This is a genomic window from Mycobacterium sp. HUMS_12744610, from assembly GCF_041206865.1.
GTDB classification, from domain to species: Bacteria; Actinomycetota; Actinomycetes; order Mycobacteriales; family Mycobacteriaceae; genus Mycobacterium; species Mycobacterium servetii.
This window is the reverse complement of the sequence record NZ_JBGEDP010000001.1, coordinates 3,144,451-3,160,043: the sequence shown is the minus strand read 5'-3', so window position 1 is coordinate 3,160,043 and position 15,593 is coordinate 3,144,451. Positions and strand designations below refer to the sequence as shown.

The 15,593-nt window shown below is 69.1% G+C and carries 13 protein-coding genes and 2 pseudogenes; 7 read left to right on the top strand and 8 right to left on the bottom strand.

Going from position 1 to position 15,593, the window contains the following annotated elements:
- Positions 1 to 39 precede the first annotated feature (39 nt).
- From AB8998_RS15540 to AB8998_RS15530, 3 genes and pseudogenes are all read right to left on the bottom strand, one after another.
- Positions 40 to 414, bottom strand: a pseudogene (locus AB8998_RS15540) (SDR family oxidoreductase); the annotation flags it as partial.
- Between the two features lie 37 nt (positions 415 to 451).
- Positions 452 to 712, bottom strand: coding sequence for a DUF167 domain-containing protein (locus AB8998_RS15535; RefSeq protein WP_369738694.1), 261 nt, complete (start codon positions 710 to 712; stop codon positions 452 to 454).
- A gap of 31 nt (positions 713 to 743) precedes the next feature.
- Entirely contained in the window at positions 744 to 1,538 is a 795-nt protein-coding gene (locus tag AB8998_RS15530; protein WP_369741594.1) for an oxygenase MpaB family protein, read from the bottom strand.
- A 106-nt stretch (positions 1,539 to 1,644) separates the two neighbouring features.
- Here AB8998_RS15530 and AB8998_RS15525 point away from each other — a divergent pair, with 106 nt between their 5' ends.
- The gene (locus AB8998_RS15525; RefSeq protein WP_369741593.1) at positions 1,645 to 1,899 is read left to right on the top strand and encodes an SDR family NAD(P)-dependent oxidoreductase; all 255 of its coding nucleotides are present in this window, start codon (positions 1,645 to 1,647) and stop codon (positions 1,897 to 1,899) included.
- A 93-nt stretch (positions 1,900 to 1,992) separates the two neighbouring features.
- On the opposite strand, the gene AB8998_RS15520 is transcribed toward AB8998_RS15525, so the two are convergent.
- Positions 1,993 to 2,874, bottom strand: a complete 882-nt coding sequence (locus tag AB8998_RS15520; RefSeq protein ID WP_369738693.1) for an HpcH/HpaI aldolase/citrate lyase family protein — start codon at positions 2,872 to 2,874, stop codon at positions 1,993 to 1,995.
- 119 nt (positions 2,875 to 2,993) lie between these two features.
- On the opposite strand from AB8998_RS15520, the gene AB8998_RS15515 reads away from it, so the two are divergent.
- The 3 genes and pseudogenes from AB8998_RS15515 to arr all read left to right on the top strand — a co-directional run bounded on the left by AB8998_RS15515 (position 2,994) and on the right by arr (position 5,181).
- Complete coding sequence (locus AB8998_RS15515) at positions 2,994 to 3,917, top strand: class I SAM-dependent methyltransferase (protein ID WP_369738692.1); 924 nt, start codon at positions 2,994 to 2,996, stop codon at positions 3,915 to 3,917.
- A gap of 53 nt (positions 3,918 to 3,970) precedes the next feature.
- Positions 3,971 to 4,368 (top strand): annotated as a pseudogene (locus AB8998_RS15510) (DUF3253 domain-containing protein).
- 384 nt (positions 4,369 to 4,752) lie between these two features.
- Positions 4,753 to 5,181: an NAD(+)--rifampin ADP-ribosyltransferase gene (gene arr, locus AB8998_RS15505; protein WP_369738691.1), complete on the top strand. Its 429-nt coding sequence runs from the start codon at positions 4,753 to 4,755 to the stop codon at positions 5,179 to 5,181.
- Positions 5,182 to 5,712: 531 nt separating this feature from the next.
- On the opposite strand, the gene zwf is transcribed toward arr, so the two are convergent.
- On the bottom strand, positions 5,713 to 7,218 hold the full coding sequence (gene zwf / locus AB8998_RS15500) for a glucose-6-phosphate dehydrogenase (protein WP_369741592.1): 1,506 nt from the start codon (positions 7,216 to 7,218) through the stop codon (positions 5,713 to 5,715).
- Positions 7,219 to 7,254: 36 nt separating this feature from the next.
- Positions 7,255 to 11,163 (bottom strand): ATP-dependent RNA helicase HrpA, encoded by a 3,909-nt coding sequence (hrpA, locus tag AB8998_RS15495; protein WP_369741591.1) that lies wholly within the window; start codon positions 11,161 to 11,163, stop codon positions 7,255 to 7,257.
- 43 nt (positions 11,164 to 11,206) lie between these two features.
- On the opposite strand from hrpA, the gene AB8998_RS15490 reads away from it, so the two are divergent.
- Together AB8998_RS15490 and AB8998_RS15485 are read left to right on the top strand one after the other, a co-directional pair.
- Positions 11,207 to 11,725 carry a phenolic acid decarboxylase gene (locus tag AB8998_RS15490; protein ID WP_369738690.1) on the top strand — a complete coding sequence of 173 codons (519 nt, stop codon included), beginning with the start codon at positions 11,207 to 11,209 and terminating at the stop codon, positions 11,723 to 11,725.
- A gap of 31 nt (positions 11,726 to 11,756) precedes the next feature.
- The gene (locus AB8998_RS15485) at positions 11,757 to 12,530 is read left to right on the top strand and encodes an enoyl-CoA hydratase/isomerase family protein (protein ID WP_369738689.1); all 774 of its coding nucleotides are present in this window, start codon (positions 11,757 to 11,759) and stop codon (positions 12,528 to 12,530) included.
- 14 nt (positions 12,531 to 12,544) lie between these two features.
- Here the strand turns inward: AB8998_RS15485 and AB8998_RS15480 are convergent, their stop codons facing one another.
- On the bottom strand, positions 12,545 to 13,264 hold the full coding sequence (locus tag AB8998_RS15480; protein WP_369738688.1) for a DUF732 domain-containing protein: 720 nt from the start codon (positions 13,262 to 13,264) through the stop codon (positions 12,545 to 12,547).
- A gap of 824 nt (positions 13,265 to 14,088) precedes the next feature.
- On the opposite strand from AB8998_RS15480, the gene AB8998_RS15475 reads away from it, so the two are divergent.
- Positions 14,089 to 14,535: a hypothetical protein gene (locus tag AB8998_RS15475; protein ID WP_369738687.1), complete on the top strand. Its 447-nt coding sequence runs from the start codon at positions 14,089 to 14,091 to the stop codon at positions 14,533 to 14,535.
- Here AB8998_RS15475 and AB8998_RS15470 read toward each other — a convergent pair.
- Positions 14,513 to 15,517: a DMT family transporter gene (locus tag AB8998_RS15470; RefSeq protein ID WP_369738686.1), complete on the bottom strand. Its 1,005-nt coding sequence runs from the start codon at positions 15,515 to 15,517 to the stop codon at positions 14,513 to 14,515. The genes AB8998_RS15475 and AB8998_RS15470 overlap by 23 nt on opposite strands.
- Positions 15,518 to 15,593: the final 76 nt, after the last annotated feature.

The following is a 15,593-nucleotide window of genomic DNA, read 5'->3' as shown; positions in this document are numbered from 1 at the left end:
CCCGTCTGCGCCATGCCCGGCTGTGACGTGACGGGCACTCTACAACTGTTCGGCGCCGCCGTCGACGAACAACTCGCTTCCCGTCATGAAGCTGCTGGCACCGGAGGCGAGAAACACCACCGCTGCAGCGATCTCCTCGAGCCGGCCCACCCGCCTCATCGGTACCACGGCCGCTTGGGTATCCAGGAGACCTTGTTTCTGCTCGGCGGGAACCAGCTCCGTCAGGCCAGGCGTTTCGACGGGGCCGGGCACGACCGTGTTGACGCGGATGTTGCGATCGACGAGTTCGGCCGCCCAGGTGCGGCCGAAGGAGAGGATCGCGGCCTTGGAGGCCGCGTAGGCACTGAACGCCGGCGTCCCGTTGTATGCCGTGGTCGAACTCGCCAGAATGATCGGCGCTCCCGGGTTCAGCATGGCAGCAGCTCGCGGACGTTGCTGCCGAGGTGTGGAACTACGTCCGGGTGTCATCCGTCGGCGACGCCGCTCGGTGCACGCGGAATCGCTTGAGCCGCGAGGTCTTTCCGGACACCAGTTCGACTCGGCTCGGGGGCAGGCGTAGGTGGGTAGCCAGCAACCGAATGACGGCGTCGTTGGCCTTGCCCTCGACGGCGCGCTCCCGGACGTAGATCGTCAGGTCGCCGTCGGGGCCGGTCTCGACGAGCGGGCCCTTGCTGCTGCCGGGCTTGACCTTGACGACAACGAAGTCGTTCACGGCGCACAACGTTACCGTCAGCGGCGTACTGTCAGCCCGTCATGGCCCAGCGGATGCCGCCGACCAGCGCGCGACCGGCCGTGCGGCCCAGGGTGCGCTCGATCGGGGGGAAGTACGGCAACAGCAGCGGTGTGCGCGCCCACGCGGGAAGCATCCCCACCGACGTCGCCGCCAGCACCGCGTAGGGCGCCCTGGCGGCCAGCGGCAGCGGCGGGGTCAGCAACAGATACCGGGCGGCGTCGCGTGCCGCCGACGTGCCGCGCAGCTCCGGACGGTACGCCGCGATACGCTCCACCAGCTCATGCTCGGTGCGCGGCGGATCGACCACCCCGAGTCGGGTTGCCACATATGCCATGTCCGCCACGTAGGCGTCACGACCGCTGCGGTCCAGCGGAGCGGCGCCGTACAGCTTGTGCGCCAGCAGGAAGCTGTCCACCTCGGTGATGTGCACCCACTCCAAAAGGTGCGGATCCGTGCCGGAATACGGCCTTCCGTCGTCCGCCACCCCATGCACCCGGCGGTGAATCCCCCGCACCCGATCGACGGCGCGCTGCGCGTCGGCCGCCGTCCCGAACGTCGTGACGGCCAAGAAGGTGCTCGTGCGCTGCAGTCGGCCCCACGGATCGCCCCGGTAGTTCGAGTGTTGGGCCACGCCGGCCATGGCCAGCGGGTGCAACGACTGCAGCAGCAGCGCGCGCAACCCACCGACGAACATCGACGCGTCGGCGTTCACCCTGCGGATGGGGCGGTCCTCGTCGAACCACCGCGGCCCCGGCGTCTCATGGATCCGCGTCCGCTGGGCCGGGCCGTCGGGGCCGGCAACCATGGCGAACAACCTGGCGCCCAGCGATTCCCGCACCGCACCCAGCTGACTCAGCACCGTCACCTCTTCGACGGTACAACGGCGCGGGCGATGCCGCCCTGATTACCCGATCGGCGCGGCGGTCACGCGCTACGGCGGCCTGGACGTCGTGGTCCAAAACGCCGCCGTGCCGGCGTTCGGCCGGTTCACCCAGGTGCGCGCCGAGGTCTTCGACAAAGTGGTCACAACCAACGTGCTCGGGGCTGCCAACGTGTCCCGCTGTGCGATAAGCGATTTCAGGCAGCGCGGCGCGGGACAAGTCGTCGTGGTCGGCTCGGTCCTGGGTCAGGCGGCCGTGCTCTACATGGGCGCCTACGTGCTGTGATGCGGCTGGGCAGCTTCGCGCGCGAACCGCACCCGCCCACCCCGGGCAACGCATTCAAGCACACGGATGCGACCACGGGCGTGCTGCCGTGACTCAGGAGGCGGATTCCATCTCCGAGATGCGTTCGGCCAGAGCGAGAATCCGCTCGGCGTTGCGGACGTGCAGGCTCTCAACCATGCGGCCGTCGACGGTGATCACGCTGGCGCCCGAAGCCTTAGCCTGCTCGTAAGCCGCGACGACCTTACGGGCGTCGGCCAACTCCCCCTCCGACGGACCGAAGAGGTCATTGGCCGCACCAATCTGGGAGGGGTGAATCAAGGTCTTCCCGTCGAAACCCATTTCGCGTCCCTGGCGGGCCTGCGCCCGGAAGCCCTCCGCGTCGGTGATGTCGTTGAACACGCCGTCCAGCACCACCTTGCCGGCGGCCCTCGCCCCCAGCACCGCCAAAGTCAACGCCGGCACGATCGGTGCCCGTCCGGGCACGTGCAGCGCGTGCAAATCGTTGACCAGGTCGTTGGTGCCGACTACCAGCGCCGCCAAACGCTCACTGGCCGAGGCGATCTCCTCGGCCTTGAGGAACGACCGGGGCGTCTCGATCATCACCCACAACCGCAACGACTCCGGCGCGCCGAGCCGCTCGAGCCTGGCGTCTAGCGCCCGCACCTGCTCGCCGGTCTCCACCTTGGGCACGAGCACCCCGTGGGCGGGCGAACCGGCCACCGCCGCCAGATCGTCGTCGTGCCAATCGGTGCCCAGGCCGTTGATGCGCACGACGACCTCGCGGGGCCGGTAGCTTTCCGACGCGACTGCCTCGCACACCGTCGTTCGTGCCTCGGCTTTGGCGTCGGGCCCCACCGCGTCCTCCAGGTCGAAGATGAGCACGTCTGCGGGCAGCGTCTTGCCCTTCTCGAGCGCCCGGGCCTTGTTGCCGGGCAGGTAGAGAGCGGATCGGCGCGGGCGCAGTGTCGGTGCCATGGACTGCTTCGCTTCCTGTCGTCGAGTGCCGGGTGCATGCTGAGCGCAGCATAGGAGAAAGTACGCTTCGACCTCGATGAGGTAACTGGTGGCGGCGTCACGCCGGGAGGGAGAAACCGATGTCATCCTTTGGTTCGGCGCGCAGCGAGGGCGACAGCTGGGACCTGGCCTCCAGCGTCGGAGCGACCGCCACGATGGTGGCGGCCTCACGAGCGCTCGCATCGCGGGGGCCCGATCCCCTGCTCGACGACCGCTTCGCCGAGCCGCTGGTGCGCGCGGTCGGGCACCCTTTCTTCATCCGGATGCTGGACGGGCAGCTCCCCCTCGAGAACGACGATGCGCCCATGACCCTGCAGCAGCGGCGCGAGCAGATGACGGTGCGGACCAGGTTCTTCGACGACTTCTTCCAGGACGCGGCCGCCGCCGGGATACGCCAGGCCGTCATTCTGGCGGCCGGGCTGGACGCGCGGGCCTACCGGTTGGCCTGGCCGCCGGGCATGGTGGTTTTCGAGGTCGACCAGCCCGAGGTCATCGCCTTCAAAACCGACACACTCGCCGCGCTGGGCGCGCAACCGACCGCCGAACGGCGTACCGTGAGCATCGACCTGCGTGACGACTGGCCGACGGCGTTGCGCGACAACGGCTTTGATGTCGCCGCGCCGACCGCGTGGATCGCCGAGGGTCTGCTGCCCTACCTGCCGCCGGAGGCCCAGGACCGCCTCCTGGACAACATCACCGCGCTCAGCGCGCCCGGGAGCCGGCTGGCCACAGAGAACATCACCGACATGAGCGTGTTCACCGACGAGCGTGCGCGGGCGATGCGCAGCACCTGGCGCAAGCACGGGCTGGACATCGACGTCGCCGAACTGGTGTGGCTCGGCGAACGCCGTCCGGCGGCCGACCACCTGGGGGCGACCGGCTGGCACGTCACCGTCCACCCCACCGACCAGGTGTACGAGAAGTACGGCTTCGTCGTCCCCGACAACGAGGTTCTGCAGCAGTTCCGGGGCGCCATCAGCTATCTCAGCGCCGAATTGGACTGAGCCGCGCTGCGCGGTTCGAGATGGACGAACGCCTGCGCGCACAGTAGCGCCGGATCGCCGACGAGGGCGGCCCCGGTGCCGCCGACGCTGCGGCCGCGCTGGCGGACCGGCCGGTCCGGCAACGGCTGAAGTCCGCCATGCGTGCGCTGGCACGGAACCCTGGCCCGGACAGCAGCACGTGCCCGTCGGATGCCGCCCGGGCTGTCGGCGGTGAGCACTGGCGGATCTGATGCTCGACGCCCGCGAGGTCGCCCGCGAACTCGCGAAATCCGGTGCGGTGGAGCTCACGCAGCGCGGAAGGGTCGTCGATCCCTTGCCCGACATCGCGCTTGGTCGGACCAGTTGCGCACGCCATCTGCCGCGGATGGCCTCCGATGGGCCCGTCGGGGGTTTGCCGCGCGTCGGTGGACCTGTCCGTTCACACGGTCTCATTGCTCCACGACATCGGTAGTGATGGAGCATCAAGTGCATCAACCGATGTCATCGCCACCCATAAGACCGCCTACTTGAACACCATCACGCAAATGCTGAACGAGCAAAAAGTTCTGCTCGCAATCTGCCACTCCCACAGCTGAGCGGGCGCTGCGACTCATCAAGGGGTCCTGAGAACCTCGACCGTCGTCGTCGTCCGGCCGTGGTGTGGTGGATGCCACTCGCCACCAATGCGCTGGCCAGTCGGCCGCGATGGCGTTGGCCGTGACGGCGGTCAGCCCCTGTCGGGCCCGTGGCGGAAGACTTCCCACTCTCACTTTAGGGCCCGGTCGGGGGCTTGCGGCAAGCCCTGAGGTCGTTGCACAATCGTGCGTCCAGGCAAATGCGGCAGACGAGGGGGCGCGTGGGCGGCGCACCGGTACCTTTCGAGGCGCACGAATCGGGCGCACTCCTGCACGGCACCAAGGCCGACCTGGCGGTGGGCGATTGTCTGGTGCCCGGCCATCGGCCGAACTATGGCGCACGACGCGTCGCCAACCACGTCTATGTGACGCGAACACTCGACGCCGCAGTGTGGGGAGCCGAATTGGCGCGAGGTGAAGGCCGCGGCCGCATCTACGTCGTGGAACCGCAAGGCGCACTGGAAGACGACCCGAACGTGACGGACAAGAAACTGCCCGGGAATCCGACTCGCTCCTATCGCACCCGAGAGCCGGTGAGAATCATCGGCGAGATCACCGACTGGGTGGGGCATTCCTCCGAGCAGCTGCGGGCCATGCGTGACAGCCTGGCCGAGCTCGAGCGCCGGGGCCTTACCGTCATCGACGACTGAAGCGAATCGGGAGCGACGCCGTAGTTCTCAGATGGAGAAGCCGAAGCTGTCCAAGTTGAACGAGAACGCGGTGATGGCGGGGAATCCCGCTCCGCCGGTGGTGAGCGTGACGGCCGCGTTCGCGACCCCGGCGTACCCGTCGAGGCCGACGGGAACGCCCGTCTGGCTCAGCGACAGGGCTAGGAGACCAAGGTTCCAGGTTCCGCTGATACCACCGGGTCAGGAGGTGAACTGACTGGCCAGCGCGGTGATTGCGATAGTTTGGCTCGCCGCTGTGGCATTCGCGTTGCGCGGCGCAAGAACCTAGATCATTCAGACTCCCGCTCACCGCGGTCACGGCAGCCATGTCGATACCCAGCATCGACATGGCGCTTCCCTTCTTGGACACCCCGCGAATCGGGGCGTTGAGCAACCAACGAGAGAGGAACTGTAGCAACCATGCGACACGGTTGGCGATAGTCATTTTTCCGCAGCACTATTGTCTGAGAATAATTGTTAGACCGCGTGCGCCAGCGCCCGAAAATGACTCGGCTATGACCGCGTTTCACGCCATTCCCGCTCGAACGGCAACCGCCAGGCATTGGGGGCGATCAATTGGTGAATGGCGTTGGGGCCCCACGTGCCCGGCTGGTACATCTTGGCCGCCGGCGGATCGTTGAGGAGTTCTTCCGAGCGCTCCCAAAGGGATTCGATGCCCTCGGCGGTGGTGAAGAGCGTATGGTCGCCGCGCATCGCGTCGAGGATGAGTCGTTCGTAGGCCTCGAGCACGTCGACCACCGTCTCGATCTCCTGCGAGGAGAACTGCATCGACATCTTGTCCAGCTTCATGCCGGGGCCGGGCCGTTTGCCGTAGAACGACAGCGACACCTTGGAGTTGTCGGCGAGATCGAAAGTGAGGTGGTCGGGTCCCTGTGTGCCCACTCCCGACCCCGGCGGGAACATGGTGCGCGGCGCCTCCCGGAACGCGATCGAGATGATCCGGATTCCCTCGGCCATCTTCTTGCCGGTGCGCAGATAGATCGGCACGCCGGCCCAGCGCCAGTTGTCGATGCCGACCTTGAGCGCGATGAACGTCTCGGTGTCGGAATCCTTGGCCACCCCGGGTTCCTGGCGGTAGCCGCTGTACTGGCCGCGAACCACGTTCGACGTCTCGATCGGCAGCATCGATCGGAACACCTTGTTCTTCTCCTCGCTGATGGCGTATGGTTCGAGCGCCGTGGGCGGCTCCATCACCACGAACGCCATCACCTGGAACAGGTGGGTCACCACCATGTCCTTGTAGGCGCCGGTGCTCTCGTAGAAGTTCGCCCGCTCATCCAGGCCCAGGGCCTCGGGGATGTCGATCTGGATGTGGTCGATGAAGTTGCGGTTCCAGATCGGCTCGAACAGGCCGTTGGCGAAGCGGAACGCCAAGATGTTCTGGGCCGCCTCCTTGCCCAGGAAGTGGTCGATCCGGAAGATCTGGGACTCCTCGAACGTCTCGTGCAAGAAGTCGTTGAGGGCGACCGCGCTGGGCAGGTCGGTGCCGAACGGCTTCTCCATCACCACTCGGGATCGCTCGACGAGGTCGGCGTCACGCAACATGTTGATGACCGCGCGCGCCGCGCTGGGCGGGACCGACAGGTAATGCAGCCGGCGCACTTTGGGCCCGAGGGTGTTCTCGGCCTCGGCGACCGCGGCCGCCAACGCCTCGGGTCCGGCGCTCTGTGGGACGTAGGTGACGATCTTCGCGAAATTGGACCACTGCTCGGGCGTGAGCTTGTGGATGCCGAATGCGTCGATCGCATTCTTGGCGATGTCGCGGAACTCGTCGTCGCTGAGGTCCTCGAGCGACGTCGCGACGACCTGGATGTCGGGGGCGAGCTCGGACTGGTCGAGGTAGGCCAGACCGGGAATCAGCTTGCGCTTGGCCAGGTCGCCCGTGGCCCCGAAGAGGACGATGACGTGGGGTTCGAGCGACTGATGGTCGTGGCGGCGTGGGCGAGACCCTGGTGCGGGGTAGGAGATCGTCTGCGGTTTCTTGGTCACGACCGCGATATTTCCACTGCCGCCGCGTGTTCGCAGCCGGGCAGGTCAACGGCGGTCGCGTGCGGCGTCGATCGCGCGGTAGATCCGCTGCTCGCTGACCGGTCGCGGCGTGCCGAGCTGCTGGGCCCACAGGCTCACCCGCAGCTCCTCGATCTCGCGGGCGAGATCGAGGACGTCGGCGACCGCCCGCCGTGCGGGCGGCAGCGCGCCCAGGAGTTCGTCGTAGGCGTCCTGCACGGCGTGGACCCGGGCCATCCGCTCCCGATCCGCCTCGGGCGCGTAGGGCAGCCGGTCGAGACGCCGGCCGATGGCCGTCAGGTAGCGGGTCAGGTCGGCGAGGTGCGCGTACCCGGTCGCGGTGACGAACCCGGGCGGCAGCAGCCGGGCGAGCTGGGCACGGACGTCGGCAATCGCGTCGGCCTGCGGTGTCGGGGCCTGGGCGGGCAAAGCGAGCCGCACCTCCTGCGCTGCGGACAGCACGGTCTCGACGTGGCTAACGACGTCGGCGGTCATCGCCGGCAGCGCACGCGCCACCCGCTCGCGCAGCGTGGTGAACTCGCCGAGCGTCCACACCGGCCCGGGCACCAGGACATCCACCGCGGCGTCGGCGCAGTCGTTGAGCAGCGCGGACAGCGAGCCGTCGGGATTCGTTCCCAGCGCCAGGCGGGTCCGCGAATCCAGCTTTCGCTCAACAGCTTTGGCCGGAGAAGGCGCGCTCAGCCGGATCAGCCTCCGAATGCCAGGTCCCATCGCGCGGTTCTGCTCGGCCGACGTCGCGAACACGCTCACGTCGACCGACGAGCCGGCGTCGACGAAGGCCGGATAGCCCTGCACCGCACGCCCGTCGACCGTGCGCTCCACGACGCGCGGCAGCTGCTCCAGGTCATCCGGCCAAGCGCGCAAGCCGGTCCGCTCGAGGTCGCCGGCGACCGCGTCGGCGACGGCGTTCCGCGCCACGGCCTGCAGCCGCTCCTGCAGCACCTGCAGGTCCTTGCCGCGGGCGATCTCGATGCCGTCCGGCGACTCCACGGCGAACGTAACCCGCAGATGTGGCGGCAGCTTGTCGAGGTCGAATGCGTCGAGGGGCACCAGAACGCCGCTGCGGCGGCGCAATTCGCGCTGCAACGCCGGCAGCAGCGGCCCCCCGGCCGGGTCGATCGTGGCCAGTACCGCGCGTGCGGTGTCGGGGGCGGGAACGAAGTTGCGACGCAGTTCTTTTGGCAGCCCGCGGATGAGGGCGGTCACCAGCTCCTCGCGCAGCGCCGGCACCTGCCAGGCGAACTCCTCGCCGCCCAGGCGGGTGAGCACGTCGAGCGGGACGTGCACCGTGACGCCGTCGTCGGCGGCGCCGGGCTCAAACCGGTAGGTCAACGGCAGCGCGACGTCACCGGCCCTCCAGGCGTCGGGCCGGTCCGCCCAGGCGGTGTCCTCGGTGCGCAGCAGATTGTCGCGGGTCAACGTCAGCAGGCCGGGTGTGTTGTGCCGCTGCTTTTTCCACCACGCGTCGAAACTCCGCGCCGAGACGGCCTCGGCGGGGACGCGGGCGTCGTAGAAGGCGTAGATGTCGTCGTCGCCGACGAGCAGGTCCCGGCGACGGGCCCGCCCCTCGAGCTCTTCGAGTTCGGAGCGCAGCCGGGCGTTCTCGTGGAAGAAGTGATGGCGGGTCTGCCAGTCGCCCTCCACCAGCGCGTGGCGGATGAACAGCTCCCGTGCCACCGCCGGCTCCACCCGGGCATACCCGACGCGGCGGCGCGCCACCAGCGGCAGGCCGTACAGCGTCACCCGCTCGACGGCCAGCACCTCGCCGCGCTTGGCATCCCAGTGCGGTTCGCTGTAGCTGCGCTGCACCAGATCGCCCGCGACCCGCTCGACGACCTCCGGCTGAATCCGCGCGGCGGTGCGGCCGTAGAGGCGACTGGTCTCGACCAGCTCGGCAACCATTACCCACCGCGGCGGCCGCTTGCTGAGCGACGAACCGGGCGCCAGCACGTACCGCGAGTTACGGGCGCCGAGGAATTCACGGCCGTCCTCGCGCCGCATGCCCACATGCGACAACAACCCGGCAAGTAGCGCCGCGTGCACCCGTGCCGGGTCGGCCGGCTCATCAGATTCCATGATTCCGAGGTCGCGGGCGATGCTGCGCAGCTGCCCGACGAGGTCCTGCCACTCGCGGATGCGCAGGTAGTGCAGGAATTCCTGGCGGCACATCCGGCGGAAAGCACTACCGGACAGCGTCTTTCGTTGCTCGCGCAGGTACTGCCACAGGTTGAGGTAGCTCACGAAGTCCGAGTGCTCGTCGGTGAAGCGGGCGTGCTTCTGGCGGGCGGCGTCCTCGCGGTCGGCGGGGCGCTCCCGCGGGTCGGGGATCGTCAGCGCCGCCGCCAACACCAAGATCTCCCGCACGCACGCCTCGGTTTGGGCCGCCAGGATCATCCGGCCCAGCCGCGGGTCGACGGGCAGCCGCGCCAGGCGCCGGCCGAGGTCGGTGATCGCGCCGTGGGCGTCGAAGGCACCGAGTTCGGCCAGCAGTTGCACGCCGTCGCGCACGCTGCGCCGGTCCGGCGGGTCGAGGAACCCGAAGTCCTCGACATCCCCGAGCTGCAGCGCCGCCATCTGCAGCAGCACCGCGGCGAGGTTGGTGCGCAGGATCTCGGGGTCGGTGTAGCGCGGGCGGGCCGCGAAGTCCTGCTCGGAGTACAGGCGGATGCACACGCCCGGCGCGACCCGACCGCACCGGCCGGCCCGCTGCTGTGCGGATGCCTGCGAGATCGGTTCGATCGGCAGCCGTTGCACCTTGAGGCGGCGGCTGTAGCGGGAGATGCGGGCGTTGCCCGGGTCGACGACGTAGCGGATACCCGGCACGGTCAGCGACGTCTCGGCGACATTGGTCGCCAGCACGACGCGGCGCCCGGTATGCGGCGCGAATACCTTCTGCTGGTCGGCCGTCGGCAGCCGCGCGTACAGCGGCAGCACCTCGGTGTGTTTCAAGCCGCTCAAAGCCTCAGCGGTGTCGCGGATCTCGCGTTCACCGGACAGGAACACCAGGACGTCGCCGGGCGGCTCGGACTCGAGCTCGCCGATGGCGTCGACGATCGCCTCGATCTCGTCGCGGGTTTCGGTGCGCACGATCTCGTGGTCGGGATCGTCGGGATCGTCCTCGGCGCCGGACGCGACGGGCACCTCCAGCGGGCGGTAGCGGATCTCCACCGGGTAGGTGCGCCCCGACACCTCGACGACGGGTGCGCCGCCGAAGTGCGCGGCGAAGCGGTGCGGTTCGATGGTCGCCGAGGTGACGATCAGTTTCAGGTCGGGGCGGCGCGGCAGCAGCTCGCGCAGGTAGCCGAGCAGGAAGTCGATGTTGAGGCTGCGCTCGTGGGCCTCGTCGAGGATCAGCGTGTCGTAGCGCAGCAGGCGGCGGTCGCGTTGGATCTCGGCGAGCAGGATGCCGTCGGTCATGAGCTTGACCAGGGTGCGGTCGCTGACCTGGTCGGTGAACCGCACGGCGTAGCCGACCGCGTCGCCGAGCGGGCTGTCCAGCTCGTCGGCGATGCGCTGGGCGACGGTGCGCGCGGCCAGCCGGCGCGGCTGGGTGTGCCCGATGGTGCCGCGGACGCCGCGGCCGAGTTCCAGACAGATCTTGGGCAGCTGCGTGGTCTTGCCCGACCCGGTCTCGCCGGCGACGACGATGACTTGGTGTGACCGGATGGCCTCGGCGATCTCCTCGCGGCGCTCGCTGATCGGCAGGTCGGGGTAGGTGATCGTCGGCACCGCGGCGCGCCGGTTGGCGACGAGCGTTTCGGCCTCGCCGACCAGATCGGCCAGCTGCCGCAGCGTGCCGGGCTTGGCGCCGCGAAGGTTCTTCAGCCGCCGGCCCAGGCGTGCGCCGTCGCGGACGGTCAGGCCGTCGAGGCGAGCGCGCAGCTCCTTGACGGTCGGTTCGGCCACGAGAGCCAGGGTATGCGTCGTCGCGATGTCGCAGTCGTGAGACCGTCGCACCATGACCACTGCCGACAACCCGATTCCGCCGCAGGACCTGTCCGGGATCGTCGGGCACCGGTTCGTCTACACCTACGCCAACGGCTGGCGCTACGAGATGTACGTCAAGAACGACCACACCATCGACTACCGCATCCATTCCGGCCACGTCGGCGGGCGATGGGTCAAGGGCCAACAGGTCGACCTGGTGCAGCTCGACGACGACAGCTTCAAGATCTCCTGGACCGAACCGACCGGGACCTGCGTGGCGGTCAACGTCATGCCCGGCAAGCGGCGGCTGCACGGCGTGATCTTCTTCCCGCAATGGATCCGGGAGCACGGCGAGCGCACGGTGTGCTTCCAGAACGACCACCTCGACCAGATGCGCGCCTACCGCGACGAGGGACCCACCTACCCGATCTACGTGGTGCCCGAATTCGCCTACATCACCCTGTTCGAACATGTCGGCGCCGATGACGAATCGGTGATCGACACCGCACCCGGCGAGCTTCCGCCGGGCTGGGCCGACCGCACGACCTGAGGCCCATGCTCGCCGCCACTAGGGTGCAACCATGAGCCTGGTCACCTACGCCCTGGACGACCATGTCGCCACCCTCACGCTGAACCGTCCCGAGGCGCGCAACGCGATCAACGGGGCCATGCGCCAGGACATCAACGCGGCCTGGGACCGGTTCCGCGACGACCTGGACGCCTGGGTGGGGATCCTCACGGCCAACGGCGACGTCTTCTGCGCCGGCGGTGACCTCAAGGACGGCGAGGGTTCGGTCGGCAGTTTCGGCGGCACCTTCTGGGAAAAGCCGACGATCAACAGCTTCGAGAGCGGCATGGAGTTGTTCAAGCCGACGATCGCCGCGGTGCACGGGCCGTGTATCGGCTACGGGCTGACCGGAGTCCTGTTCTGCGACTTCGTCATCGCCAGCACCGAGGCCACGTTCTGCTTTCCCGAGGTGTCGCTCGGGGTGCCGACGATCGTCGGGGCCATCCGGCTTCCCCAGCGGGTGGGCTGGGCCAACGCCATGGAGTTGCTGTTGACCGGCAAGCCGATGAGCGCGCAGCGGGCCAAGGAGGTCGGGCTGGTGTGGAAGCTGGTCGAACCCGACGACCTGCAGGCCGAGGCGCGGGCGTGGGCCCGCACCCTGACCGAGGCCGCTCCCCTGGCCCAGCGGGCCACCAAGGAGGTGGCGTGGCGAACCGCGGACATGGGCTGGATCGAGTCGGTGCGCTTCGGTGAGACCATGCGCAAGGTGGCTGCGATGACCGAGGATGTGGCTGAAGGCATTCAAGCGTGGCGCGAGAAGCGCAAGCCCCGCTGGCGCGGCCGCTGACCCGTGTCGGCGCATCAGTAGCAGTCGGGGTAGGCCAGCATCGCGCTGGACACCAGTTGCAGGGTGTCGGCCGTGTTCGTGCCCATCCGCGCCGCCATCTCCTGGTCGACCTGCTCAGGCGAATCGCCCTGCCGGAGCAGCCGGCATGCTTCGTGCGCGTTGTGCAGGATCAGCTGCTGATTGACGATCACATAGCCCAGCGACCGCATCTGGTCGAGGAACCGCTGATCGGCGGCGGGGTCGACCGCGTGCGGCGCCGCATCGCCGGACCGCCGCGGAAAGTGGATCGGGCCGGCGGGGGCCGGGACGGTCACGGTCGTGGGGGCCGGTTCGACGGTGACGGTCGGCGGGGTGGCCTTGACCGTGACGGTCGGCGGGGTGGCCTTGACGGTGACCGTGGGCGGGGTGGCCTCGACCGTGACGGTCGCCGGGGCCGCAAGCGCGGCGGGCGCCTTCCTGGCGGGGGTCTGGGTGACCTCGTCTGGCCGGTGCGCGACGGGCGGGGCCTGCCGCCAGTCGTCATGCCCGCGGACCAGCACCCACCCGACGGCGCCGACCGCGAACGCACTCACCGCGCCCAGCGTCACGAAGACCGCCGCCTGCACCCACGCCAGGCGCCAGGAATGGCGCTCGACGGGCATGGCCTCGTCGTCGTCGAGCGACCACGCCAGTTCCGGTGCGGCCTGCGTCGACGGTGGCACCGCGGCTGTCGCGCCGCCGTCCTCTTCATCCACACTCGCAGTGTGCACGGAGGGTCCGACAACCCTGCGGCGGCACGGCGGCCGGCGAACAGTCGTCGGGCGGATCGCAACACTGACGCCGCGTTGCGCGGTTCCGAATCTGTTCGGGCTGTGAGGATGTCGTCGGTGGGCCGCGTCGTGGGTGCGGCGTTCCGGTTCGGCCGCCCCGCTTCTAGCAAACTCCCAGCCTACATGCGGGCTTCCCGCATCCCAGCGCTGTACGGTTCGGCGTATGGGGCACACGCCGCATCGTGTGGGCCGCCGGCGATGGCGGTATCGGCAAGTCCGGCAAGCGCGGACGGCGGCCCGGACCCGACGCAGTAGGTCTGCGACGCCCACAACCTGGGTGTCGCCCCGAGCAGGTCGCCGAGGGGCTCGAGCGCGGGGACGGGCGGTACAACTATTGGCGCGCGCAGCAGACGACGATGTGTCCGATCCTCGAAGGGGGTTGCGGGTGAAGGCGTTTCGCGCCCACGGGCGGCGTTCTTGGCCGCACGGTTCGGCCGGCGCCGCGTAGCGGCCGATGGCAGATTTTGTCGGTGCCGCGGCGTACGGTGCGGTTTGCCAGACGATCCGCACAGTCGTCCATGGGAGGTCGGCATGACAACCTTTTGGTGGCTGGTGACCCTGGCGGCCTGCGCCGGGATGTACTGCGCCGTTCGCGTCCGGAGGGCCGAGAGACGCAAACCTCACGGGGTGTCATCGTGGGCGAACGAAGAACTCGCGCGACGCGCCGACCAACAAGACCGCTGGGCCCAGCGCGGCGACGCCCGGGGCGTCTACGGCGTCGAAGGCGTCGAGCTGATGAGGCGGGGGAGGTGGGCCGCTTCGTCCTCGACCGCATGGGCGAGATGATCGTGCTGATCAAGCATGTCGAGGACTTTATGCTCACCCCGGCATTCGTCGGCGTGTTCGGCGAGCCCGGCGACGAGAGCAGCGCGGACGCCGAGGGGATCGTGCACGCCGCCACCCGGTTGATGGACTACCACGACCGATTCCTGGGCATGGTGGAACGCTGTCGCGGCCTGGCGGTGGCCAGCGAGTATGGGCCGCTGATGGACGATTTGGCGCAGTTGCTGGACGTGCCGCTGGCCGCCTACCGCGCCTTCATCGCCGACTTCGTCGACCGCGTCGGGGAGATGCCGGCGATGCTGCCGTACTCGCGCGGCACCGTGGCGTTGGACTCGGTGGTGCTCCACATGGACGTCGAGGACGGGCTGATCGCACGAATCCGTCCACAGCTCAACGCGATTGCGGCGCACTGATCGTCCGGCGTGGCATCGCGCGGGCCTCGCAGGCGCGGACTACCGGACCGTCGAACGGGCATGGACTTGCGTACTCCGCTGGGCGCGCGTCGACAGCACGCTGCGCCGGCAGCGCGCCCGATTCGGGTGCCTGACCGCGACCCAGCGCGACGGTGGCCACCACCATCACCGCCGCCGCCATGGCCAGGACCGCGCCCGACGAGCCGCGCACGGCCAGGTGCTCACCGAGCACCGCAATGCCGAGCAGCACCGCGACGATCGGTTCGCCCACCAACATGATCGGGACTGACGCCTGCAACGCCCCGGCATGAAACGCGGCCTGTTGCAGCACGGTGAGCATGCCGGCAAGTGCTACCAGTACGTACGGAGCCGGCACGCTCAGCAGCGCCTGCCAGCCGCCCACCGCGTAGCGGTGCGTGCAGATCTTGGTCAACACGGCGATCATGCCGAGCAGAACCGCGACCGGGACGGCCAGCAGCATGGCGCGCCCGCGGCCGCAGGCGCGCCGCGCGGCGACGACACAGGCGACCACCAGCGGCACCGCCACGCACAGCGCCAAGGTCCAGGCCGGCGCCGGAGGTCGGTTGTGGCCCTCGCGGGGTTGACCGACGAGCACGAAAATCGCCAGCGCGGCGGTCAACAGCGATGCCCATCCCCACTCGGCCCAGCTGATGTGCTGGTGGCAGAGCCGCGCCCCCAGCGGCAGGGCGAACAGCAGCGACGACACCAGCAACGGTTGTACCAGCAAGAGGGATCCGTGGGCGAGCGCCAGGGCTTGAAACGCGTAACCGGCTACGGCGGCCAGACTCCCGGCCCACCAACGCGGCTCGCGAACCAGCGTCGTCGCCATCGGGCCGGACAAGGACTCACCGGCGGGAGCGCCCTGGGCGACCTCCTGCCGAACGACGATGCCCACCGCCGCCCAGAATGCGGCAAGCAACGCCGAAACGATCGCGACCGCGTGGTGCGTCACCCACCCCATGCCGGAATGGGTACCCGGCCTGCGAGCGGAGTGAAACGCACCGGCGGTGCGTTGAGTTCTTCACGCGGCGCCGAGA